Source organism: Halomonas zincidurans B6 (genome assembly GCF_000731955.1).
Classification (GTDB): domain Bacteria; phylum Pseudomonadota; class Gammaproteobacteria; order Pseudomonadales; family Halomonadaceae; genus Modicisalibacter; species Modicisalibacter zincidurans.
On the sequence record NZ_JNCK01000001.1, the window covers coordinates 2,782,348 to 2,805,777 of the forward strand.

The 23,430-nt window shown below is 66.5% G+C and carries 20 protein-coding genes; 8 read left to right on the forward strand and 12 right to left on the reverse strand.

Going from position 1 to position 23,430, the window contains the following annotated elements; translation table 11 throughout:
• Positions 1-10: 10 nt before the first annotated feature.
• Complete coding sequence (gene ppk1 / locus HALZIN_RS0112995) at positions 11-2,209, forward strand: polyphosphate kinase 1 (RefSeq protein WP_031384634.1); 2,199 nt, start codon at positions 11-13, stop codon at positions 2,207-2,209.
• A gap of 194 nt (positions 2,210-2,403) precedes the next feature.
• Here ppk1 and HALZIN_RS0113000 read toward each other — a convergent pair whose 3' ends face one another.
• From HALZIN_RS0113000 to radC, 11 genes are all read right to left on the reverse strand, one after another.
• The gene (locus tag HALZIN_RS0113000) at positions 2,404-4,083 is read right to left on the reverse strand and encodes an NAD-dependent malic enzyme (protein WP_031384635.1); all 1,680 of its coding nucleotides are present in this window, start codon (positions 4,081-4,083) and stop codon (positions 2,404-2,406) included.
• Positions 4,084-4,285: 202 nt separating this feature from the next.
• Positions 4,286-5,488, reverse strand: coding sequence for a YeeE/YedE family protein (locus HALZIN_RS0113005; protein WP_084173585.1), 1,203 nt, complete (start codon positions 5,486-5,488; stop codon positions 4,286-4,288).
• A 195-nt stretch (positions 5,489-5,683) separates the two neighbouring features.
• Positions 5,684-6,697, reverse strand: a complete 1,014-nt coding sequence (gene trpS, locus HALZIN_RS0113010; RefSeq protein WP_031384637.1) for a tryptophan--tRNA ligase — start codon at positions 6,695-6,697, stop codon at positions 5,684-5,686.
• A gap of 128 nt (positions 6,698-6,825) precedes the next feature.
• Positions 6,826-7,941 carry an alanine dehydrogenase gene (ald, locus tag HALZIN_RS0113015; protein WP_031384638.1) on the reverse strand — a complete coding sequence of 372 codons (1,116 nt, stop codon included), beginning with the start codon at positions 7,939-7,941 and terminating at the stop codon, positions 6,826-6,828.
• 165 nt (positions 7,942-8,106) lie between these two features.
• Positions 8,107-8,547: an acyl-CoA thioesterase gene (locus tag HALZIN_RS0113020; RefSeq protein WP_031384639.1), complete on the reverse strand. Its 441-nt coding sequence runs from the start codon at positions 8,545-8,547 to the stop codon at positions 8,107-8,109.
• A gap of 42 nt (positions 8,548-8,589) precedes the next feature.
• A complete protein-coding gene (locus HALZIN_RS0113025; RefSeq protein ID WP_031384640.1) occupies positions 8,590-8,907 on the reverse strand; it encodes a putative signal transducing protein in 318 nt (105 codons plus the stop codon).
• An 11-nt stretch (positions 8,908-8,918) separates the two neighbouring features.
• Entirely contained in the window at positions 8,919-10,109 is a 1,191-nt protein-coding gene (locus tag HALZIN_RS0113030) for a class I SAM-dependent rRNA methyltransferase (protein ID WP_031384641.1), read from the reverse strand.
• Between the two features lie 83 nt (positions 10,110-10,192).
• A complete protein-coding gene (gene mutM, locus HALZIN_RS0113035) occupies positions 10,193-11,023 on the reverse strand; it encodes a bifunctional DNA-formamidopyrimidine glycosylase/DNA-(apurinic or apyrimidinic site) lyase (protein WP_031384642.1) in 831 nt (276 codons plus the stop codon).
• A 262-nt stretch (positions 11,024-11,285) separates the two neighbouring features.
• The gene (gene rpmG / locus HALZIN_RS0113040) at positions 11,286-11,441 is read right to left on the reverse strand and encodes a 50S ribosomal protein L33 (RefSeq protein WP_031384643.1); all 156 of its coding nucleotides are present in this window, start codon (positions 11,439-11,441) and stop codon (positions 11,286-11,288) included.
• Positions 11,442-11,455: 14 nt separating this feature from the next.
• On the reverse strand, positions 11,456-11,692 hold the full coding sequence (gene rpmB, locus HALZIN_RS0113045) for a 50S ribosomal protein L28 (protein ID WP_031384644.1): 237 nt from the start codon (positions 11,690-11,692) through the stop codon (positions 11,456-11,458).
• A 216-nt stretch (positions 11,693-11,908) separates the two neighbouring features.
• Positions 11,909-12,583 carry a RadC family protein gene (radC, locus tag HALZIN_RS0113050; RefSeq protein WP_031384645.1) on the reverse strand — a complete coding sequence of 225 codons (675 nt, stop codon included), beginning with the start codon at positions 12,581-12,583 and terminating at the stop codon, positions 11,909-11,911.
• A 392-nt stretch (positions 12,584-12,975) separates the two neighbouring features.
• On the opposite strand from radC, the gene HALZIN_RS0113055 reads away from it, so the two are divergent.
• From HALZIN_RS0113055 to slmA, 7 genes are all read left to right on the forward strand, one after another.
• Entirely contained in the window at positions 12,976-13,710 is a 735-nt protein-coding gene (locus HALZIN_RS0113055) for a GntR family transcriptional regulator (protein WP_031384646.1), read from the forward strand.
• Between the two features lie 175 nt (positions 13,711-13,885).
• On the forward strand, positions 13,886-15,061 hold the full coding sequence (gene uxuA / locus HALZIN_RS0113060) for a mannonate dehydratase (protein ID WP_031384647.1): 1,176 nt from the start codon (positions 13,886-13,888) through the stop codon (positions 15,059-15,061).
• 87 nt (positions 15,062-15,148) lie between these two features.
• Entirely contained in the window at positions 15,149-16,588 is a 1,440-nt protein-coding gene (coaBC, locus tag HALZIN_RS0113065; RefSeq protein WP_051907522.1) for a bifunctional phosphopantothenoylcysteine decarboxylase/phosphopantothenate--cysteine ligase CoaBC, read from the forward strand.
• A complete protein-coding gene (dut, locus tag HALZIN_RS0113070) occupies positions 16,585-17,112 on the forward strand; it encodes a dUTP diphosphatase (protein WP_084173587.1) in 528 nt (175 codons plus the stop codon). The genes coaBC and dut overlap by 4 nt, the downstream gene beginning before the upstream one ends.
• A gap of 92 nt (positions 17,113-17,204) precedes the next feature.
• Positions 17,205-18,587 carry a phosphomannomutase/phosphoglucomutase gene (locus HALZIN_RS0113075; RefSeq protein ID WP_031384650.1) on the forward strand — a complete coding sequence of 461 codons (1,383 nt, stop codon included), beginning with the start codon at positions 17,205-17,207 and terminating at the stop codon, positions 18,585-18,587.
• An 85-nt stretch (positions 18,588-18,672) separates the two neighbouring features.
• Positions 18,673-19,581 carry an acetylglutamate kinase gene (gene argB, locus HALZIN_RS0113080; protein ID WP_031384651.1) on the forward strand — a complete coding sequence of 303 codons (909 nt, stop codon included), beginning with the start codon at positions 18,673-18,675 and terminating at the stop codon, positions 19,579-19,581.
• Positions 19,582-19,665: 84 nt separating this feature from the next.
• Positions 19,666-20,283 carry a nucleoid occlusion factor SlmA gene (slmA, locus tag HALZIN_RS0113085; RefSeq protein WP_031384652.1) on the forward strand — a complete coding sequence of 206 codons (618 nt, stop codon included), beginning with the start codon at positions 19,666-19,668 and terminating at the stop codon, positions 20,281-20,283.
• 65 nt (positions 20,284-20,348) lie between these two features.
• Here slmA and acnA read toward each other — a convergent pair whose 3' ends face one another.
• On the reverse strand, positions 20,349-23,099 hold the full coding sequence (gene acnA, locus HALZIN_RS0113090) for an aconitate hydratase AcnA (RefSeq protein ID WP_031384653.1): 2,751 nt from the start codon (positions 23,097-23,099) through the stop codon (positions 20,349-20,351).
• Between the last annotated feature and the right edge of the window lie 331 nt (positions 23,100-23,430).

A 23,430-nucleotide genomic window follows, 5' to 3' on the forward strand; every position in this document is an offset into this window, starting at 1 on the left:
GAGTCGCCCGATGGAAGAAACGTCGAACCAGCCCGTGCCGTCCACCGACACGGCGGGCAGCGATGCCACCAACGAGGCACCGTTGCGGGTCAATCGCACCCGCACCGGCATTCACGCCAAGCCGACACCCTCGCCGGAAGCCGAGCTCGACGATCCGTCGCTGTACTTCAATCGCGAGCTCTCGCACCTGCAGTTCAACATTCGCGTGCTCGAGCAGGCCCTGGACGCCTCGCATCCGCTGCTCAACCGGCTGATGTTCCTGTTGATCTTCTCGTCGAACCTCGACGAGTTCTTCGAGATCCGGGTCGCCGGCCTCAAGCACCAGTTGGCGCTCGGCCACGAGGACGCCAGTGCCCCCGACGGCCTGCCCCCGCGTCGGGTACTCGCCGAAATCTCGCGCATCGCCCACGAACAGACCGAGCGTCAGTATCGCATCCTCAACGAGGTGTTGATCCCCGCGCTCGAGGAGCAGCGCATTCGCTACCGGCGCCGTGTGCAATGGACCCCGCCCCAGCGCGACTGGGTCCGCGAGTATTTCGACGAGGAGATCGCGCCGGTGATCAGCCCGATCGGGCTGGACCCTTCGCACCCCTTCCCGCGGCTGGTCAACAAGAGCCTCAATTTCATCGTCGAACTCGAGGGCAAGGATGCCTTCGGTCGCGAAGGCGGCCTGGCGATCCTGCCGGCGCCGCGCTCGCTGCCGCGGGTCATACGCCTGCCCGATGCGCTCGCCGAGCCGGGCTATACCGACTACGTGTTCCTGTCGTCGATGATCCACGCCCATGCCCAGGAGGTCTTTCCGGGCATGGAGGTGCGCGGCTGCTACCAGTTTCGGCTGACCCGCAACGCCGACCTGACGGTCGATCCCGAAGCGATATCCGACCTGGCCTCGGCGCTACGCGGCGAGCTCCTGGCGCGGCGCTACGGCGACGGCGTGCGCCTGGAGGTCGCCGACAACTGCCCCGACCGGCTCGCCCATTTCCTGCTCAAGCAATTCGAGCTCGGCGAGCCGGATCTCTACCGGGTCAGCGGCCCGGTCAACCTGACCCGCATGATGTCGGTACTCGGCGATATCGAGCGCGCGGACCTGCTCTACCGGCCCTTCATTCCCGGGCTGCCCAAGAGCCTCAAGGCCGACGGCAGTCTGTTCGAGGCAATTCGTAGCAACGACATTCTGCTGCATCACCCCTTCCAGTCGTTCGCGCCGGTCGAGGATCTGCTGCGCGAGGCCGCCCGCGACGCCGACGTGCTGGCGATCAAGCAGACGCTGTATCGCACCGGCGCCGACTCGAGCATCGTCGGCGCGCTGGTCGACGCGGCGCGCAACGGCAAGGAAGTCACCGTGGTCATCGAGCTGCGCGCGCGCTTCGACGAAGCCGACAACCTGGCGCTGGCCTCGCGCCTGCAGGAAGCCGGGGCGATCGTCATCTACGGGGTGATGGCCTACAAGACCCATGCCAAGATGCTGCATATCGTGCGCCGCGAAAGCGGCGAGCTGCGCTACTACGTTCACCTGGGCACCGGCAACTACCATTCGAAGACCGCCAAGCTGTACACCGACTACAGCCTGATGACCGCCAACGAGACGCTGTGCGAGGACGTCCACCGGGTCTTCCAACAGCTTTCGGGGATGGGCAAGCCGCGCACCATCGCCAGGCTGCTGCACGCGCCCTTCGTGCTGCACCAGCGATTGATCGAGATGATCGACCGCGAAGCCAAGGTCGCAGAGATGGGCAAGAAGGCTCACCTGATCGTCAAGTGCAACTCGCTGACCGAGCCGCGGCTGATCCGCGCGCTGTATCGCGCCTCGCGGGCCGGGGTGAGCTGCGATTTGATCATTCGCGGAATGTGCTGCCTGCGCCCCGGGGTGCCCGGCATCTCGGACAACATCCGGGTGCGCTCGAATATCGGCCGCTTTCTCGAACACACCCGGGTGTTCTATTTCCACAACGACGGCAAGCCCGAAACCTGGGCGTCGAGCGCCGACTTCATGGAACGCAACATGTTCCACCGGGTGGAGACCTGCTTCCCGATTCTCGACAAGAAGCTCGCCCAGCGGGTGCGCAAGGACCTGGAGACCTATCTGGTCGACAACTGCCAGAGCTGGCTGCTCCAGGAAGACGGCAGCTACTTGAAGCAGGACCCCTGTGCCAGCGCCCCGGTCAGCGCCCAGGAGACGCTGCTCTACGCCTATGCCAGCAAGGCGTAGCTCGCCCTGACATCCTCTGCCCGACAGACTCCTAGGAGTCTGTCGGGCTTGGCCGATCGTCACGAGAAGCACGGGTTTCGAGTCAAATTTATCGATCGATTGAGGCGAATAGCGCGCTATTTAACGAAATGGATCGATGGAATTGGCCGAAAGGCCGGGATTCGCAGTAGGTCAGTATCAAGTCCGACGGGCTCCTAGTAGGCGCGACGCCGATAGCGACGGTAGCGCGGGTACCAGAAGCTGCGCTCGATCGCCGCGCGCAGCATCTCGTCACTGGAGCTCAGCGCGACACCCTCTTCCTGGGCCTGCTTGGCAACGTCGAAGGCGATCGCCTCGCTCAGCTCGCGAATGTCCTTGAGCGCCGGCAGCAGCGCGCCCTCGCCGTACTCGACGATCGGCGCGCCGTTGGCCAGCGCGTTGGAGGCCGCCATCAGCATGCCGTCGGTGACCCGCGTGGCATTGGCCGCAACCACGCCGAGGCCGACCCCGGGGAAGATATAGGCGTTGTTGCACTGGGCGATGGGAATCTTGCGGCCGTCGACGGTCACCGGCGGAAAGGGACTGCCGGTGGCCACCAGCGCCTGGCCGTTGGTCCAGTCGAGGATGTCCTGGGGCATCGCCTCGGCACGCGAGGTGGGGTTGGACAGCGGCATCACCAACGGGTTGGGGCAGTTGGCGTGCATGCCACGAATCACCGTCTCGCTGAACAGCCCCTTCTGCCCCGACACGCCGATCAGGATCGTCGGCTGGGCCTGCTCGACCACGTCGATCAGCTGGCTGCCCGGCCAGTCGGCGACGATCTCGCGCGGCTGGGCCAGGCGCTGCTGGAAGTCGTGGAGCCCTGCCATGTCGTCGGTCAGCAGGCCGTTGCGGTCGACCATGAAGATGCGCTCGCGGGCCTGCTTGTCGCTGAGACCGTCCGCCTTCATCGCGACGATGATCTGTTCGGCGATGCCGCAGCCCGCCGAACCGGCGCCGACGAACGTCACGCGTTGATCGCTGATGCGCACGCCGCGCGACTTGCAGGCGGCCAGCAGGGTCCCCACGCAGACCGCCGCGGTGCCCTGGATGTCATCGTTGAAGCAGCACAGCTCGTCGCGATAGCGCTCGAGCAGCGGCATGGCGTTGGTCTGAGCGAAGTCCTCGAATTGCAGCAGCACGTTGGGCCAGCGGCGCTTGACCGCCTGCATGAACATGTCGATGAACTCGTCGTACTCCTCGTCGCTGATGCGCTTGTGGCGCCAGCCCATGTACATCGGGTCGTCGAGCAGTTGCTGGTTGTTGGTGCCCACGTCGAGCATGATCGGCAACGTGTAGGCCGGGCTGACGCCACCGCAGGCGGTATACAGCGAGAGCTTGCCGATGGGGATGCCCATGCCGCCGATGCCCTGATCGCCGAGCCCCAGGATGCGCTCGCCGTCGGTGACCACGATCACCTTGACCTTGTCCTTGGTGGCGCTGCGCAGGATGTCGTCCATGTGCTCGCGGTCGGGGTAGGCGACGAAGATCCCGCGATGGTTGCGGTAGATGTTGGAAAATTCCTCGCACGCCTCGCCGACTGTCGGCGTGTAGATGATCGGCATCATCTCCTCGAGATGTTCCTCGAGCAGGCGGAAGAACAGCGTCTCGTTGTCGTCCTGGATCGAGCGCAGGTAGATGTGCTTGTCGAGATCGTTCTTGCACAGGCGGTATTGACGATAGGCGCGCTCGGCCTGTTCCTCGATGGTCTCGACATTCTGCGGCAGCAAGCCGATCAGATTGAAGTCGATGCGCTCCTTGAGCGTGAACGCGCTGCCCTTGTTGAGCAGCGGCATCTCCAGCAGTGACGGGCCGGCGTAGGGGGTGTACAGGGGACGCTTGACGTTTTCGCTCATCTCTCGACTCGAGGTTGGTTCAAGGGTGTCGGCGGGCCCCTATGCGCGTCTGACGCGCAAAGAGCCGAACGCAGTCCAGTGGCGTAAAGATAACACGCCAGCCCCCCGTGCGCCGCCGCCGGACGCGCGCGTCCGGCTTCGCCCCAGCATGACGGCGCTCAGAACCCGTCTTCGACAGTTGAAGCCTCCGGACAAACGCGCTTCAGCGCCCTTCCAGGGTCCGCCGCGGACGCTCGAAGAACCATGGCCGCAGCTTCACGCCCAGCATGTTGCCGGCAAACGCCGCGACCAGCCACAGCCAGCCGTGCAGGCTGCCCGAGGCGATGCCGCCGAAGTAGGCGCCGATGTTGCAGCCGAAGGCCAGCCGCGCACCGTAACCCAGCAGCAATCCACCGATGACGGCGGCCACCACCGAGCGCAGAGGAATGCGCCAGTTCGGCGCGAAGCGCCCGGCCAGCGAGGCGGCTATCATTGCCCCGAGGATGATGCCCAGGTTCATCACCGTGGTGATGTCCGACCACACGCTGGCCCTGAGCGCCTCGGCGTTGCCGGGCAGTTGCCAGTAGCCCCACTGACTGACGTCGCCACCCAGCGCCTCGAAGCCCTTGGCGCCCCACAGCGCGAACGCCGAGGTGATGCCCCAGGGCCGCCCGGCCAGCCACAGGGTGATGAAGTTGAGCAGCGCCAGGCCCACCGCCCCGGCGAGCAGCGGCCACGGCCCGCGCAGCCAGCGCGAGCCATGCCGGGTGTCGTGTTCCGGTGTCGCCTCGAGCCCGCCGTGACGCCGCCGCTCCACCAGCACCGTGACGCCGGCGATCGCCGCGAACAGCACCACGCTGACGGCGATGCCGCCGCCGGCGCCGAACACGTCGACCAACGACACCGGCTGAAAGGCCGGCAGGCTGGTCCACCAACTGAAGTGCGCGGTACCGATCAGCGAGCCGACGATGAAGAACACCAGGGTGATCAGCATCCGCGCGTTGCCGCCACCCACGGTGTATAGCGTGCCCGAGGCGCAGCCGCTGCCCAGCTGCATGCCCAGCCCGAACAGAAAGGCCCCGACCAGCACCGAGATGCCCACCGGCGCCACGAACCCGTTGACCGGGGTGCCGAACAGCGACCCGGCGCCCAGCGCCGGAAAGAACAGCACCACCGCCAATGTCAGCATCACCATCTGTGCGCGCAAGCCACGCCCGCGACGCTGGAGAATGAACACCCGCCAAGCTGCGGTGAAGCCGAAGGCGGCATGATAAAGCACCACGCCAAAAGCGCCACCGACCAGCACCAGCGCCGCCAGGCGCGGGCCGAAAGCGATCCCCAGCGCGACGACGCCGATCGCCAGCAACAGACCCGGAATCCAGGTCGTCGGCGCCATTCGCGGTGCCGCTATGCTTGTCTGCGCCATTCCTGCCTCCGTCAAAAGTCCGATTCGAATAGTTAAGAGCCTAGCTTCTAAGCTGAATAGTGTGAAATGCATAAAAGAAATCGCAACAATAACTTTTTCGCATGAAAAAACGGAGCCCAAGGCTCCGTTCGGTCGCTGTTCATGTCATGGCTCATCGCGCAACGCACCCGTCATGCGCCGGCGACTCGACGTGTTTTAGGCGAAGCGCCCCAGGCCCACGCTCTGGCGTAGCCGATCCATCAACGGCGCGGCCTCGGCGCGGGCGCGTTCGGCCCCCTTCTTCAGCACGTCCTCGATGTACCCGGGGTCCTCCATCAGCGCCAGATAGCGCTCGCGCGGCTCGCGCAGATGCGCGTTGAGGTATTCGAACAGCGAGTCCTTGGCCTCGCCCCAGCCAATGCCCTCGGCGTAGCGCCGACGCATCGCCTGGCTCTCCTCGGCGCTGGCGAAGGCCGAATAGATCTGGAACAGCGTGCAGCCGTCGGGATTCTTGGGCTCGCCCGGCTCCAGCGAGTTGGTCTTGATCTTGCGCACCAGTTTCAAGAGCTTCTTCTCGGAGACGAACAGCGGAATGGTATTGTTGTAGCTCTTGGACATCTTGCGCCCGTCGAGCCCGCCGAGCACCTCGACCTTCTCGTCGACCACCGCCTCGGGCAGGGTGAAGTACTCACCCTTGTAGAGGTGATTGAAGCGCCCGGCCATGTCGCGGGCCATCTCGATGTGCTGGATCTGATCGCGGCCCACCGGCACCTTGTTGGCGTTGAACATCAGGATATCGGCGGCCATCAGCACCGGGTAGCCGAACAGCCCCATGGTCACGCCCTTGTCGGGATCGGAATTGCCCGCCGCCTCGTTGTCGGCAACCGCCGCCTTGTAGGCGTGGGCGCGATTCATCAGCCCCTTGGCGCACACGCAGGACAGCATCCAGGTCAACTCGGGAATCTCGGGAATGTCCGACTGGCGATAGAAGATCGCGTTGTCGGTATCCAGGCCCAGCGCCAGCCAGGTCGCGGCGATCTCGAGGCGCGAGGCCTCCACCCGCTTGGGGTCTTGGCACTTGATCAGCGCATGCAGGTCGGCGAGGAAATAATAGGACTGGACGCCGGGGTCCTGGCTCTCGGCGATGGCCGGCTTGATGGCGCCGACATAATTGCCGAGATGCGGCGTGCCGGTGGTGGTGATGCCGGTAAGAACGCGAGTCTTGTGCATGGCAATAAAGGTGTCTGCAAGCGATGGCAAAGACGCCAGTGTAACGCGCCAAGGCTTTTCAAAGCGACCGCCACCACTACCCTTGCCACCCCGACTGATGCCGGGGTGGTGGAATGTGCCTGACGGGCTCAGCCGGTCAGGCTGACCGGGTCGACGCTCTCCAGACCGAAGGCACTGGCCACCGCCGGATGGGTCACCTGGCCATCGTGGACGTTGAGCCCGGCCATGAAATGCCGATCCTCGGCCAACGCCCGCTGCCAGCCCTTGTCGGCCAGCGCGGCGATGAACGGCATGGTGGCGTTGGTCAACGCCTGGGTGGACGTACGCGCCACGGCGCCGGGCATGTTGGCCACGCAGTAGTGCACCACGCCGTCGACCACGTAGGTGGGCTCGGCGTGGGTGGTCGCCTTGCTGGTCTCGAAGCAGCCGCCCTGGTCGATGGCCACGTCGACCAGCACGCTGCCGGGCTTCATGTCGGCCAGCATGGCGCGAGTGATCAGCTTGGGCGCCGCGGCGCCGGGCACCAGTACCGCGCCGATGATCAGGTCGGACTCGCGCACCGCCTCCTCGAGCGCGTCGGCGGTCGAATAGACGGTATGCAACCGGCCCTGGTAGCGATCATCCAGGGTCTCCAGGCGCGGGATGGACTTGTCGAGCACGGTGACCTCGGCACCCAGACCCAGCGCCATGCGCGCGGCGTTCTCGCCGACCACCCCGCCGCCGATCACCGTCACCCGCGCCGGCGCCACCCCGGGCACCCCGGGCAACAACACGCCCGCGCCGCCCTGGGCCTTCTCCAGGCTGTGCGCCCCGGCCTGCACGGCCATGCGCCCGGCCACGGTACTCATCGGCGCCAGCAGCGGCAGGCCGCCCTGGGGCGCGGTAATGGTTTCGTAGGCGATGCAGGTAGCGCCGCTGGCCATCAGGTCGCGGGTGAGCTTCTCCTCGGCGGCCAAATGCAGGTAGGTGAACAGCGTCTGCCCCGCGCCGAGCCGGGCGACCTCATCGGGTTGGGGCTCCTTGACCTTGACGATCAACTCGGCGTTCTTCCATAGCGCCTCGACGTCGGATTCGAGGGTCGCGCCCGCCGCCTCGTAGGCGGCGTCGGCGAAGCCCGAGCCGTCGCCGGCGCCCTGCTCCACGGTGACCCGATGGCCGCGTTCGACGAGTTCGCGCACCCCGGTCGGGGTCAGGGCGATGCGGTATTCGTGATTCTTGATTTCCTTGGGCACGGCGATCTTCATGGCTGTCACTCCTGCGACGAATAGCGGATTATCTGCCATTAGTACAACACAGCGTGGCGGGTGCGATAGAAGCCGAATAAAAACGAAGATTTATTCGGCATGCGGGATTTCAGACAGCAATATCTGCTGTCCAAAATGCGCAGACAGCAAGCTTTCGGGCGCGGCTCAGGTCGGCTCCTCGACGAGCGCCCGACCATAGATGTCGCGATAGTCCATCGGCATGCGCCGCGCCCGGCCGCTGGAAAGCTCGATGCAGGCGAAGCGCGTACGGGCGCGCAGCAGCGTCGTGGCGTCGCTGTCGCGCACCAGCTGGAAGCGGCGGGTCAGGGTCAGACGGCCGTCGCAGGCGACGATCCAGGTCGCCAGCTCGAGCGAATCGCCGGCACGTGCCGGCGCCAGATAATCCAACTCGTGACGATGGACCGCCATCGCCCGGTCGTGGCGGCGATAATCGTGGATGTCCAGGCCGAGATGCTGCGAATGCGCCCAACTGATGCGCTCGATCCAGCGCAGATACTCGGCGTTGTTGGCGTGCCCGTAGGCGTCGATGGCAGCCTCTTCGACCTCGATGCCGATCACGAAGGGCGACGGCAGTTCCCAGCTCATCACGGGCTCCTGTCTTGCGATTTTCTCCACGGTGGGCGGGGGTCAACCCGGGCGCGCCGTACCGCACTGCCAGCAGGCGTCGAATACGCCGTCGAGACGTTCATGGCACTGTGGGCAGACCCACACCTGCAAGGGTCGCGCGGGACCCGCCAACGCTTCGTCGAGTAGCGCTTGTGCCGCGGTCATCTGGCGACTCTCGACCCACACCGCCGGTTCGCAATCGCCCGGCGGGAGCTCGCCGGCGCCGCCGCCGAGCGTGGTATTGCGCAACTCGCAGGCGATGCCCGCGGCCTCCAGCACGTTGCGGACATGGGCCACCACGAGCAGGTTGGCATGCTGGTAGAGCCGCACCCAGGTCATCGCATCGGCGCTCAGTCGCGGAACACGCGAACCCCGAGCGCCTTGAGATAGGCAGTCTCGGGGATCGACGGGTGCACCGGGTGATCCGCCCCCTGGCCGCCCTGATAGATCAGCTGACCATGACGGTCCTGATGGCGCACCGCGCCGCGCACGCACTCAACCAGGCGCTCCGGCGTCAGGTGCATCGAACACGAGGCGCTCATCAACAACCCGTCGCGGCCCAGCAGGCGCATCGCCTCGCGGTTGAGCCGCGCATAGGCGCGTTCGCCGTTGGGGATGTCCTTGCGCTTCTTGATGAACGCCGGCGGATCGAGGATCACCACATCGAACTGCTCGCCGTCCGCCTTGAGCGACGCCAGCGCCTCGAAGATGTCCGCCTCGCCGATCGCCACCCGATCGCCCACCGCGTTGAGCGCGGCGTTCTCGGCGACCCGTTCGAGCGCCTCGCCGCTGCGATCGACGCACAGCACTTCGGCGGCGCCGTGGGCGGCGGCCTGCACGCCCCAGCCACCCACGTAGCTGTACAGGTCGAGCACCCGCCTGCCCTCGACCAGAGCGTTGAGCCAGGCGCGGTTGGCGCGGTGATCAAAGAACCAACCGGTCTTCTGGCCATCCACTACCGGGGCGGCGAAGCGCACGCCGTTCTCTTCCAGCAGCACCTGGTCGGGCAGCTCGCCGTGGACTACCTCGACATGGCTCTCGAGCTGCTCTTGGCGGCGCCCCGAGGAGTCGTTCTTGAACACGATGGCGCGCGGTGCCAGCACCTTGTCCAGCGCAGCGACGATCTCCTCGCCGAGACGCTCCATGCCCAGCGTGTTGAGCTGCACCACCAGCACGTCGCCGAAGCGGTCGACGACCAGCCCCGGCAACAAATCGCCCTCGCCGAACACCAGGCGGTAGAAGGGCTTGTCGAACAGCCGCTCGCGCAGCGCCAGCGCCTGGTTGAAACGGTGCACCAGCAGCGAGCGATCCAGGCGCACGTTGACGTCGCGCGAGACCACCCGCGCGCAGATCAGCGAGTTGGGGTTGACGTAGGCGATGCCCATCGGCTTGCCGCTGGCCGCCTCGATGACGGCCTGGGCACCCGGCTCGACGCCCTTCAGGGGCGTCTCCTGGGTGTCGATCTCGTTGGAGTAGAGCCACAGATGACCGGCCTTGAGGCGGCGATCGGCGTTCTTCTTGAGGCGCAGGCGTTCAGTCACGGGGACTCCGGTTCAGGTCATCACGATGTTGGCATTTTAACGCGCTCGCGCCCCCCGGGGGAAAGCCCGCGGCCGCACGCGCGTCAGGTCTGACAATGGGCGCAGAACACGCTCGCCCGCTGCCCCAGGGTGATCAGGCGCAGCTCGCCGCTACAACGCCGGCAGGCCTGGCCGGCGCGACCATAGACGTTGAGCCGCTGGGCGAAATAGCCGGGCTCGCCGGTGCCGCTGACGAAATCGCGCAGCGTGGTGCCGCCCTGGGTGATCGCCGCGGCGAGCACCTCGCGAGCGGCCGCGGCGAGGCGCGCGTAGCGCTCGCGGGAGACGCGCCCGGCGGCCCGGCGCGGGTCGATTCCGGCGAGAAACAGCGCCTCCGCGGCATAGATGTTGCCGACACCGACGACCACCGCGTTGTCCATCAGAAACGGCTTGACCGCCAGCCGACGGCCCCGCGACAGCCGGTAGAGCCGCTCGCCGGTGAAGTCCGGCGACAGCGGCTCGGGGCCGAGTTTGGCCAGCCGCGGATCGCTGCGCACGTCGCCCTGCAGCCAGTCGACGAAGCCGAAGCGGCGCGGATCGTGATAGCGCAGGATCATCCCATCGTCGAGCACCACGTCGACGTGGTCGTGCTTTTTCGGCAAGTCGCCGAGGCGGGCGATGCGCAGGCTGCCCGACATGCCCAGATGCCAGAGCAGCGCGCGTCGCTCCGCGTGCGGCTCGCTCAGGGGGATCGTCAGGTACTTGGCGCGGCGCCCCAATTCGCCGATACGCCGCCCGACCAGCGCCTGTTCGAAATCGGCCGGCACCGGGGTGCGCAGGCGGCGTTCGCGAACGATCACCTCATTGATCTCGCGACCCTCGACGTAGGGGGCGATGCCGCGGCGGGTGGTCTCGACTTCGGGCAACTCGGGCATGCTGGGCTCCGTGGCTGACAGCCCGTGACTGGCCGGGCGGACCGGATACGAAAAGACCCGGCGCACGGGGCCGGGTCTTTTCGGGCAGGCGCCACGCCTGCGGTGGAAGCAGTTAAGCCTCGAAGCAATCGATAAATCGACGAGCAGCGTCAAGCGCAAGGCGCACGGCGTGCAGAAAGCGAGACATAACGGGTTGTTAGGCGAGCTTTCGAGCACCGCGCAACGCAGCGATTGGCGTGCGCAGGCATTTATCGACGCTTCGTTACTTGATCTTGGCTTCCTTGTACATTACATGCTTGCGAACGACCGGATCGTACTTCTTGAATTCAAGCTTGTCCGGGGTATTCCGCTTGTTCTTGGCGGTGGTGTAGAAGTGGCCGGTACCGGCGCTGGACACCAACTTGATCTTGTCACGCATGGACCTAACTCCCGTTAAATGCGCTCACCGCGCTTGCGAATTTCGGAAAGCACCGTGTCGATGCCTTTCTTGTCGATGATCCGCATACCCTTGGAGGAAACGCGCAGCTTGACGAAGCGCTTCTCGGCTTCCACCCAGAAACGGTGGGTGTGAAGATTGGGCACGAAACGGCGACGCGTCTTGCGCTGGGAGTGCGATACGTTGTTACCAGTCACCGGACGCTTGCCGGTAACCTGACATACTTTGGACATTGGAGCCTCCAACCGCTGGGCGAGTTGTTCAAAACCTGTCGGGCAAACCGGGAAGAGAGAATGGCAGGTAACCGCCTTCCGCCCCTTAATTAACCCAAGGAAGTCAAAGGGCGTACGTTATACCAGAGCCCCGGCGTCTCGGCAAGCGAGGAAAGCCCGATTGCCCCGAAACGCGGCGATTCTAGCGATTCTTGTCGCCGGCGCCCATGGTTTCCCTTACAGCCAGCCGCGTTCGGCGAACGACACCACCTCGCCGTCGCCGACCACGAAGTGATCGAGCACGCGAATCTCGAACAGCTCCAGCGCCTGCTTCAGACGTTCGGTGATGCGCCGGTCGGCGTCGCTGGGCTCGGCGACGCCCGACGGATGATTGTGGGCGAAGATCAGCGCCCCGGCGCCCAGCTCCAGCGCCCGCTTGGCCACCTCGCGTGGGTAGACCGAGGCGCTGTCCAGCGTGCCGCGGAACAGCGACTCGAAGCGGATCACCCGATGCTGGGTATCGAGGAACAGCGCGGCGAACTCCTCATGTCCCAGGTGGCGCATCTGCGACGCCAGGTAGGCCCTGACCAGCGTCGGCGAGGTCAGCGCCCCGCCGCGCTCGAGCTGGCTGGCCAGGTGGCGGCGCGACAGTTCGAGCACCGCCTGCAGCTGCACGTACTTGGCCTCGCCCAGGCCGTGCTCGGCGCAGAAGCGCTCGCGGTCGGCCTCGAGCAGCGGCCGCAGACCGCCGAAGGAACCGAGCAGGTCGCGGGCCAGGTCCACCGCCGAGCGCCCCTTGACGCCCACGCGCAGGAATATCGCCAACAGCTCGGCATCGCTGAGCGACTGCGAGCCGAGACTCATGAGCTTTTCGCGCGGCCGCTCACCTTCCGGCCAGTGTCGGATTGCCATGCATCACCCGCGAGTCAAAGAAGGCGGTGGGCTGCACGCTGACCGCGGCGCGCCCATGAAAAGCGAGACAAGTCGTCAAGCGAGAGCCCTCAGGGCGGTCGTCATCGCCAACGGCTCGTCGAGGTCGTTCAGGGTATAGGTACTGGGCGGTAAACAGCGGCGATCGGGTATCGATGTCATGACAGGCTCTTGTCGTTGGTTGTCAGGGCGTGGGCGAGTAACGCGCTCGCTCATGGCCGGCCGGTAGTGTCAGTGTATCAGCGAATTTGCATACGTGGTCCTGCCGACATGCCGCCAAGTCAAGGCGGCCCGACTATCGACCAAGGTCTCATCGCGCCTGCTGCCAATCCAACTACCATACTAGTTATATCAGGCAGCCGAAGACCATCGCCATGACGCCGTCGTTACTCGCGCTCTGGGAAGAACAGCCGGAAAGCAACGTCCGCCAGCGCCTTTATGCAGTGCTGCGTCAATCGATCATTCGCATGACGCTGGCGCCCGGTCAGGCGCTCTCCGAGAAGGAGATCGCCGAGACCTTCGCCGTCAGCCGCCAGCCGGTGCGCGAAGCGTTCATCCGGCTATCCGAGGCCGGCCTGGTGGAAGTACGTCCGCAGCGCGGCACTTATGTAGTGCCCATCTCGCAGGCCGCGGTCATGGAGGCGCGCTTCGTACGCGAGGCGCTCGAGGCGGCGGTTGCCCGCTCGGCCGCCGAACAAGGCCTGAGCAAGGCGGTACTCGACGAACTCCGCGAACTGATCGTGCGCCAGAAACGCTGTACCGACAGCGACGATCACGACCGCTTCTATCGCCTCGACGAAGCCTTTCATCGCACGCTGTCGCTGGGCGCTGGCCACGACGCTGCCTGGGGCGTCACCCAGGAGGTCAAGGCCCAACTGGACCGGGTGCGCTATCTGAGCGTGCCGGACGCCACGCCGATCGCCACGCTGATCGAACAGCACACCGCGATCCTCGACAGTGTCGCCGCAGGCGATGCCGATGCGGCCGAGCGCGCGGTCAAGGCGCACATGCGCGAGATCCTGCGCTCGCTGCCCGAACTCATCGCGCGCCATCCCGGTTTGTTCGACGCCGCCAGCGCCCCACTTTTCGCCACCGGGGACCCGGCATGACGATTCGCGACGCCGAAATCTGGTGGTGCTGATGCTGGTGGCGTACATCCCCGCGCTGTCGCTGTGGCTCCCCAACCTGCTGCTCGGGGAGTGACCGATCCTGTGCCGGCCACCGGCGCTCGCGGCGCCGGGGCCATTCCGACCAACCTCGAATCCTCGATGGAGTAGCGAATCCATGGAACACACCTGGCGCTGGTTCGGCCCCAGCGACCCCATCAGCCTGGCCGATGTCCGCCAGACGGGCGCCACCGGCATCGTCACCGCACTGCATGAGATCGCCAACGGCGAGACCTGGCCGGAAGCCGCGATCGCCGAACGCAAGGCGCTGATCGAGGCCGCCGGCCTCGCCTGGTCGGTGGTCGAGAGCGTGCCGGTCCACGAAAACATCAAGCAGCGCCGCGGCGACTGCGAGTGCTATATCGCGCGCTACCAGCAGACGCTGCGCAACCTGGCGGCCTGCGGCATCGACGTGGTGTGCTACAACTTCATGCCGGTGCTCGACTGGACGCGCACCGACCTGGCCTGGCCGCTGCCCGGCGGCGGTACCGCGCTGCGCTTCGAGCAGACCGCGTTCGCCGCCTTCGACCTGTACCTGCTAAAGCGCCCCGGGGCCGAGCGCGACTACAGCGACGCCGAACGCGCCGACGCGCGCCACCATCTCGATGGCCTCGACGACACGGCGCGCCGGCGACTGGTCGATACCCTCATCGCCGGGCTGCCCGGCGCCGAGGAGCACTACACCCTGGCGCGCTTTCGCCAGGCGATCGCCGACTACGCCACGATCGATGCCGTTCGGTTGCGCGACAACCTGGGCCACTTCCTGCGCGCCATCGTGCCGGTGGCCGAAGAGGTCGGCATCCGGCTGGCCATCCACCCCGACGATCCGCCCCGCTCGCTGTTCGGCCTGCCGCGGGTGGTCTCGACCCCCGACGACGCCCAGTGGCTGCTCGACGCCGCGCCCAGCCCGGCCAACGGCCTGACCTTCTGCACCGGTTCCTATGGCGTCAGTGCGGCGATCGATCTGGTGGCGATGGGCGAGCGTTTCGCCTCGCGCATCTATTTCGCCCACCTGCGCGCCACCCGCCGCGAGTCCGACCCACGGACCTTTCACGAGGCGGCGCACCTCGGCGGCGACGTCGACATGGTCGGGGTGATCAAGACGCTAATCGACGAGGAGCGCCGCCGCGAGCGCGACGGCGGGCCGCGCCTGCCGCTGCGCCCCGACCACGGCCACCACTTGCTCGACGACCTGCACAGAGACACGCGCCCCGGCTATCCGCTGATCGGCCGCCTCAAGGGCCTCGCCGAGCTGCGTGGCGTCGAGACCGCGGTCCGCCGGTTGACACGCTAACCGCCCGCGGCCGGCTGACGGGCGATGACGCAAAGCCCCCGGCAGGATGATAAAATCGAATCCCGAACGTTCCAGGGGTGAACCGTCATGTCACAGCTGGCCGCCACGCCATTGATCGGCAAGCGCATCCTGCTCGGCATCAGCGCCGGCATTGCCGCCTACAAGAGCGCCGTGCTCGCGCGCCTTTTGAAGAAGGCCGGCGCCGAGGTGCGCGTGGTGATGACCGAGGGCGCCCAGGCCTTCATCGCCCCGCTGACCCTGCAGGCGCTGACCGGCGAGAGCGTGCGCACCTCGCTGCTCGACCCCGAGGCGGAAGCCGGCATGGGCCATATCGAGCTGGCGCGCTGGGCCGAGCTTATCCTGATCGCCCCGGCCACCGCCGACCTGATGGCGCGGCTCGCCCATGGCCACGCCGACGACCTGCTGACCACGCTGTGTCTGGCCACCCACGCCGAATGCGTCATGGCACCGGCGATGAACCAGGCGATGTGGGGCCACCCGGCGACCCGCGACAATGCCCGTCGCCTCGAGGGCTACGGCTGGCGATTGCTGGGTCCCGATTCCGGCGACCAGGCCTGCGGCGACGTCGGCGCCGGGCGCATGCTCGAGCCCGAGGCGATCGTCGCCGGGCTTTCTGTAACGCCCGGGGCCGCGTCTGCCATGGCGCCCGAAGACGCGCCTCTTTCCATGGCGCCCGAAGACGCGCCTCTTTCCATGGCGCCCGAAGACGCGCCGAGCGCATCCGAATCATCGCCGCAGGCCGACGACGCCCGCGGGCTGACGGTGACCATTACCGCCGGGCCGACTCGCGAAGCCCTCGATCCGGTGCGCTATCTCTCCAACCACAGCTCGGGCAAGATGGGCTATGCGCTGGCCGCCGCGGCCGCGAATCGCGGCGCCCGCGTGCGCCTGATCAGTGGCCCGGTGGCGCTCGCCACGCCGGCCGGCGTGGAGCGCATCGATGTGACTTCGGCCGACGAGATGCTCGCGGCGGCCCGCCAGGCGGCCGGCGACAGCGCCATCTTCATCGGCTGCGCGGCGGTCGCCGACTACCGCGCCGAACAGATCGCCGCGCACAAGCTCAAGAAGAGCGCCAACGATGACGGGATGACCCTGAAACTGGTCAGGAACCCCGACATCATTGCCCTGATCGCCGAGGCTCGTATTAACGCCAGTGTTAGCGAAAGCGCCGCCGCCAGCCCACGGCCGTTCATGGTCGGTTTCGCCGCCGAGACCCGCGATCTCGAGAGCTACGCCCGCGACAAGCTCGAGCGCAAGAACCTCGACATGATCGTCGCCAACGACGTCTCGCAAGCCGGGCTCGGCTTCGGCGCCGACGACAACGCCGCGCTGGTGCTGTGGCGCAATGCCGCCGTCGAGCCCGGGCGCGCCGAGCTGCCGGCGCAGAGCAAGGCCCGCCTGGCCGAGGCGGTGATCGACCAGGCGCTGCGCGGTTATCGTGCAATGCGCTCCGGCCCATCGACCGCAGAAGTTCCGCCCGCCGCGCCGCAACAGGATCCCCAATGAGCGATACAACCCTCGATACAGTCAGCGATACCGCCGTCACCGATACTGCCAACCCCGAGCCGCTGCGTCGCCAGCCGCAGTTGGCGGTCAAGATCCTCGACGAGCGGGTACGCGACTACCCGCTGCCGCACTACGCTACCCAGGGCAGCGCCGGCATGGACCTGCGCGCGCTGCTCGATGCGCCGCTGACGCTGGCGCCCGGCGCCTGCGAGCTGGTGCGCACCGGGCTCGCCGCGCACATTGCCGACCCGGGCCTGGCGGGAATGATCCTGCCGCGCTCGGGACTGGGCCACAAGCACGGCATCGTGCTCGGCAACCTGGTCGGATTGATCGACTCCGATTACCAGGGCGAGCTGCTGATCTCGGTGTGGAACCGCGGCCAGACGCCGTTTACCCTCGAACCCGGCGAACGCCTGGCCCAGTTCGTGCTGGTCCCGGTCGTTCAGGCCGAGATCGAGATCGTCGAAGACTTCGCCGCCAGCCAGCGCGGCACCGGCGGCTTCGGCCACTCCGGCCGCCGCTAGGCGGCACCTCGACACACGCTGACCAACGAGCCAACTAGACTGGAGGCAGCCGCCAACTGGCCGTTTCCCGTCGTCTACCAAGGAGGGACCCCATGAGCGAGATTACCCCGTCCATCTTCCGCGCCTACGATATCCGCGGGATCGTCGATGACACCCTGACCGAGCAATCCGTCGAGCTGATCGGCCGGGCGATCGGCAGTGAGGCCGCCGAGCGCGGCGAGCGCTCGGTGATCGTCGCCCGCGACGGCCGGCACTCCGGTCAGCGCTTGCAGGCGGCGCTGATCAAGGGCCTGACCGCCGCCGGCCGCGATGTCGTCAATATCGGCATGGTGCCCACCCCGGTGCTCTACTACGCCACCAACACGCTGGGCGACGGCACCTCGGGGGTGATGGTCACCGGCAGCCACAATCCGCCGGACTACAACGGCTTCAAGGTCGTGCTGGGCGGCGAGACGCTCTCCGGCGAGGCGATCACCGCGCTCTACCAGCGCATCGCCGACGACGACTTCGCCAGCGGCGAGGGCCGGGTCCGCGAGCAGGACGTGGGCGAGGCCTATCTGGACCGGATCATCGGCGACGTCACCCTGAGCGGCAAGATCAAGGCAGTGGTCGACTGCGGCAATGGCGTGGCCGGCACGCTGGGGCCCACGCTGATCGAGCGCCTGGGCGCCGAGACCGTGCCGCTGTTCGCCGATGTCGACGGCGACTTTCCCAACCACCATCCCGATCCCGGCAAGCTCGAGAACCTCCAGGACCTGATCCGCACCGTCAAGGAAACCGGCGCCGACATCGGGCTGGCCTTCGACGGCGACGGCGACCGGCTCGGCGTGGTCACGCCCAAGGGCGAGGTGATCTACCCCGACCGCCTGATGATGGCCTTCGCCGAGGACATGCTCGAGCGCAACCCCGGCGCGCGGGTGATCTTCGACGTCAAGTGCACCGGCAACCTGGCCAAGGTGATCGAAGAGGCCGGCGGCACCCCCGAGATGTGGCGCACCGGACACTCGCTGATCAAGGGCCGGATGAAGGAGACCGGCGCGGCACTGGCCGGCGAGATGAGCGGTCACATCTTCTTCAAGGAGCGCTGGTACGGCTTCGACGACGGCCTCTACGGCGCGGCGCGGCTGCTCGAGATCCTCTCCAAGCAGCAAGACGATGCCGACACGTTCTTCCATCGCTTCCCGCAGGATCTGGGCACTCCGGAACTCAACGTCCACGTCACCGACGACAACAAGTTCGCCATCGTCGAGCAACTGGCCCGCGAGGGCGACTTCGGTGACGACGGCGTCAAGACCACCCTCGACGGCATCCGCGTCGACTACGCCGACGGCTGGGGGCTGTGCCGCGCCTCCAACACCACGCCGGTGCTGGTGCTGCGCTTCGAAGGCAAGACTCAGGAGTCCCTGGAGCGCGTCCAGGCGCGCTTTCGCGACGCCCTCAAGCAGGTCGTCCCCGACGCCGAACTGCCCTTCTGAGCCGGCTCTCCGAGCACTGTCCCCAAGAACCGGGCCCGCGCCGCCGCCGGCAGCGCGGGCCGATCCAACCGATGGAGAATCGCCGATGAGCGAACACCCCCGGGACCCGCGCCAGGTGGTCGAGGTCCTGTCCGAAGCGCTGCCCTACATCCAGCGCTTTTCCGGCAAGACCGTGGTCGTCAAGTACGGCGGCAACGCCATGACCGAACAGACCCTGGTCGACTCCTTCGCCCGCGACATGGTGCTGATGAAGGAGGTCGGCATCAATCCGGTGGTGGTGCATGGCGGTGGCCCGCAGATCGGCGAGCTGCTCGGCAAGCTCAAGATCGAGTCGCGCTTCGTGGGCGGCATGCGCGTGACCGACGCCGAAACCATGGACGTCGTGGAAATGGTCCTCGGCGGGCTGGTCAACAAGGGCATCGTCAACCTGATCAACCAGTGCGGCGGCAAGGCGATCGGCCTGACCGGCAAGGATGGCGGCCAGATTCGCGCCCGCCAGCTCAAGGTCGAGCAGCACAGCGCGGAGATGCGCGTGCCCGAGATCATCGACATCGGGCATGTCGGCGAGGTCGAGCACGTCTCCACCGAACTGATCGAGATGCTCACCGCCCGCGATTTCATCCCGGTGATCGCGCCGATCGGCGTCGACGCCCAGGGTCGCAGCTACAACATCAACGCCGACCTGGTGGCCGGCAAGATCGCCGAGGCGCTGAATGCCGAGAAGCTGATGCTGCTGACCAACGTCGCCGGGCTGATGAACGCCGCCGGCGAGGTATTGACCGGGCTGTCCACCACCCAGGTCGACGCGTTGATCAGTGACGGCACCATCCATGGCGGGATGCTGCCCAAGATTCGCTGTGCGCTGGAGGCCGTCAAGGGCGGCGTGGCCAGTTCGCACATCGTCGATGGCCGGGTGCCCCACGCCACCCTGCTGGAGATCTTCACCAACGCCGGGGTCGGTACGCTGATCACCGATGCGACGAACCAGGAATAGGGCATACACGACCTTTGCGGTTTGCCCCGGCAAGGAGCCGCCAGTAGGATTAGCGTAACCATAAAATATTATTAGAAGAACGACATGACGCAGGCGACAACCAAGCAGAGCCGCCGGGAGCAGATTCTCCAGGCGCTGGCGCTGATGCTCGAGGAAGACAGCGGCAAGCGTATCACCACGGCATCGCTGGCCCGCCAGGTCGGCGTTTCCGAGGCCGCCCTCTACCGCCATTTCCCCAGCAAGGCGCGCATGTTCGAGGGGCTGATCGAATTCATCGAGGCCACGCTGTTCGAGCGCATCCGCCGGATACTCGACGAAACGCCCGAGGCGCTGCCGCGCTGCCAGCACATCCTGATGCTGTTGCTGGGCTTCGCCGAGAAGAACCCGGGCCTGTGCCGGCTACTCAACGGCGACGCCCTGACCGGCGAGACCGCCCGCTTGCGAGTGCGCATGGGCCAGCTGTTCGAACGCCTCGAGACCCAGCTCAAGCAGATCCTTCGCGAGGCCGAGATCCACGAAGGGCTGCGCCCGGTGCTGCCGGTCTCTTCGGCCGCCAACGTGCTGCTGGCCTATGCCGAGGGGCGCATCGGCCAGTACGTGCGCAGCGATTTCAAGCGCCTGCCGACCAGCCACTGGGACGAGCATTGGCCGTTGCTATCGCGCGACCTGCTGGTTGCCGTGACCCAGGCCAGCCGCGCCTAGCCGGCCGCGCCTAGCCGGCTTCAAGCAACGCCCTGCCCGTCGTGGCAGGGCGTTGCGGCCCGGGTCTAGAGCATGTTGCGCAGCACGAAGTGCAGGATGCCGCCGTGACGATAGTACTCCAGCTCGTTGGCGGTATCGATGCGGCACTTGGCGTCGAGCGTCTTCTCGCCCTTGCTTGATGCGATGGTCACCTTGACGGTGCCGCCCGGCTCCAACTCGCCGAGGCCCTCGATGGAAAACGATTCGTCACCGGTCAGGCCCAGCGACTTGCGGTCCTCGCCCTCGGGGAACTGCAGCGGCAGCACGCCCATGCCGATCAGGTTGGAGCGGTGGATGCGCTCGTAGGATTCGGCGATTACCGCGCGCACGCCGAGCAGCAGCGTGCCCTTGGCCGCCCAGTCGCGACTCGAGCCGGTGCCGTATTCCTTGCCGGCGACCACCACCAACGGCTTGCTCTCCTCGGCATACTTCATTGCCGCATCGTAGATCGCCAGCTGCTCGCCGGACGGCACGTGACGCGTGTAGCCGCCCTCGACGTTGTCGAGCATCTCGTTTCTGATGCGCACGTTGGCGAAGGTGCCGCGCATCATCACCTCATGATTGCCGCGCCGCGAGCCGTAGGAGTTGAAATCCTTGGGCGCCACGCCGTGCTCCTGCAGGTAGCGACCCGCCGGGCTGTCGGGCTTGATCGCGCCGGCCGGCGAGATGTGGTCGGTGGTCACCGAATCGCCGAGCATCGCCAGCACGCGGGCGTCCTTGACGTCCTCGACCGGCTCGGGTTCCTTGCCCATGCCCTCGAAGAACGGCGGATGCTGGATGTAAGTGGAATCCTTGGACCACTCGTAGACCTTGCTCTCGGGAATCTTCAGCGATTTCCAGGCTTCGTCGCCATCGAACACCTCGGCGTATTCCTTGCGGAACATGTCGGTGCGCACCCGCTCGACCGCCTCGGCGATCTCGGCCTGCGACGGCCAGATGTCCTTGAGATAGACCGGCTGACCATCCTTGCCGGTGCCCAGCGGCTCCTTGGACAGATCGAGGCGCACGTTGCCGGCCAGCGCGTAGGCTACCACCAGGGGCGGCGAGGCCAGCCAGTTGGTCTTGACCAGCGGGTGCACGCGGCCTTCGAAGTTACGATTGCCCGAGAGTACCGAGGCCACGGTCAGGTCGCCGGCGTCGATGGCCTTCTCGACCGACTCGGGCAGCGGCCCGGAATTGCCGATGCAGGTGGTGCAGCCATAGCCGACCAGGTTGAAGCCGAGTTCGTTGAGGTCGTCCTGGACACCGCCCGCCGCCAGGTAATCGGTGACCACCTTGGACCCGGGCGCCAGCGAGGTCTTGACCCACGGCTTGGTGGCCAGGCCCTTCTCGACCGCCTTGCGCGCCAGCAGGCCGGCGGCCAGCATTACGCTGGGGTTGGAGGTATTGGTGCAGGAGGTGATCGCGGCGATCACCACGGCGCCCGGGTTGAGCTTGAAGCGCTCGCCGTCGATCTCGCAGTCCTGGCTGTCGCTGTGCTCGTAGTGGCGATGGCTGTCGTGCAGTTCGACGTCGTCGACGGCGTGACCGCCCTCGGAATTCCACTTGGCTTGGTCCTCGGCGGGGGCGTCCGGTGCTTCGGATGCCATGAGCTTCTCGAAGGTCGCCTTCATGTCGGTGAGCGCGACTCGGTCCTGGGGGCGCTTGGGGCCGGCCAGGCTGGCTTCGACATCGTCCATGTCGAGCTGCAGGGTATCGGAGTAGATCGGCTCGTGGCCCGGCTCGCGCCACATGCCCTGAGCCTTGGCGTAGGCCTCGACCAGTTCGATCTGGGCGTCCTCGCGGCCGGTCAGGCGCAGGTAATCCAGGGTCTGCTCGTCGACCGGGAAGAAGCCGCAGGTGGCACCGTATTCGGGGGCCATGTTGGCGATCGTCGCGCGGTCGGCGACCGGCATGTCCTTGAGGCCGTCGCCGTAGAATTCGACGAACTTGCCGACCACGCCCTTCCGGCGCAGCATCTGGGTCACCGTCAGCACCAGATCGGTGGCGGTAATGCCTTCGCGCAGCTTGCCGGAGATCTTGAAGCCGATCACTTCGGGGATCAGCATCGACACCGGCTGGCCGAGCATCGCCGCTTCGGCCTCGATGCCGCCGACGCCCCAGCCGAGTACGCCCAGGCCATTGATCATCGTGGTGTGGGAATCGGTACCGACCAGCGTGTCGGGATAGGCGAAGGTCTTGCCGCCCTCGTCCTTGGTCCACACCGTTCGGCCCAGGTACTCGAGATTGACCTGGTGGCAGATACCGGTGCCCGGCGGCACCACGCGGAAGTTGTCGAAGGCCTGCTGCCCCCAGCGCAGGAATTCGTAACGCTCGAGGTTACGCTCCATCTCGATGGCGACGTTGTCCTTGAACGACGAGGGATCGCCGAAGCGATCGACCATCACCGAGTGGTCGATGACCAGGTCGACGGGGGACAGCGGGTTGATGCGCGCCGGGTCTTCGCCGAGGCGCTCCACGGCGTCGCGCATCGAGGCCAGGTCGACGACTCCGGGCACCCCGGTGAAGTCCTGCATCAGCACCCGCGCGGGGCGGTAGCCGATCTCGCGGGTCGAGCGCGCCGCCTGCTGCCAGTCGACCAGCGCCTGCATGTCTTCGGTCGAGACGCTGTCGGTATCGGCAAAGCGCAGCTGGTTCTCGAGCAGGACCTTGAGCGTGAAGGGCAGGCGATCGATGTTGCCGAGCGCCTTAGCGGCCTTGGGCAGACTGTAATAGTGATAGGTGTTCCCTCCGGCCTCGAGGGAACTCAGGGTATTCGGCGTGTTTTCGGCGCTCATGGACTCTCCTCCTTAATACCAAGCGGGGCTAGCACGTCACCATCGACGGGTGCGGCTGGCTGGTGTGGCGACGTATCCTTGGCCACCCTGCGTGGCACTGAACAGCGCCGTTGCGACTGGCCGATGCCGCTTGCCCGAATGTCAGGTTCTTGAATGACGTACCCAGATACTACGCTTGAGACAGCGATTGTCGACACATCCTGTTGATTATTGCTGATCATCACCTTGTCATGATAGGCGCTGAATTCAACCGCCAGCCAGCGTTCGAGCCAGGCGACCGCGCTGGCAGAGACGCGCATGGCGCCGGGTTGGTCATTCACCCTTGAAAGCG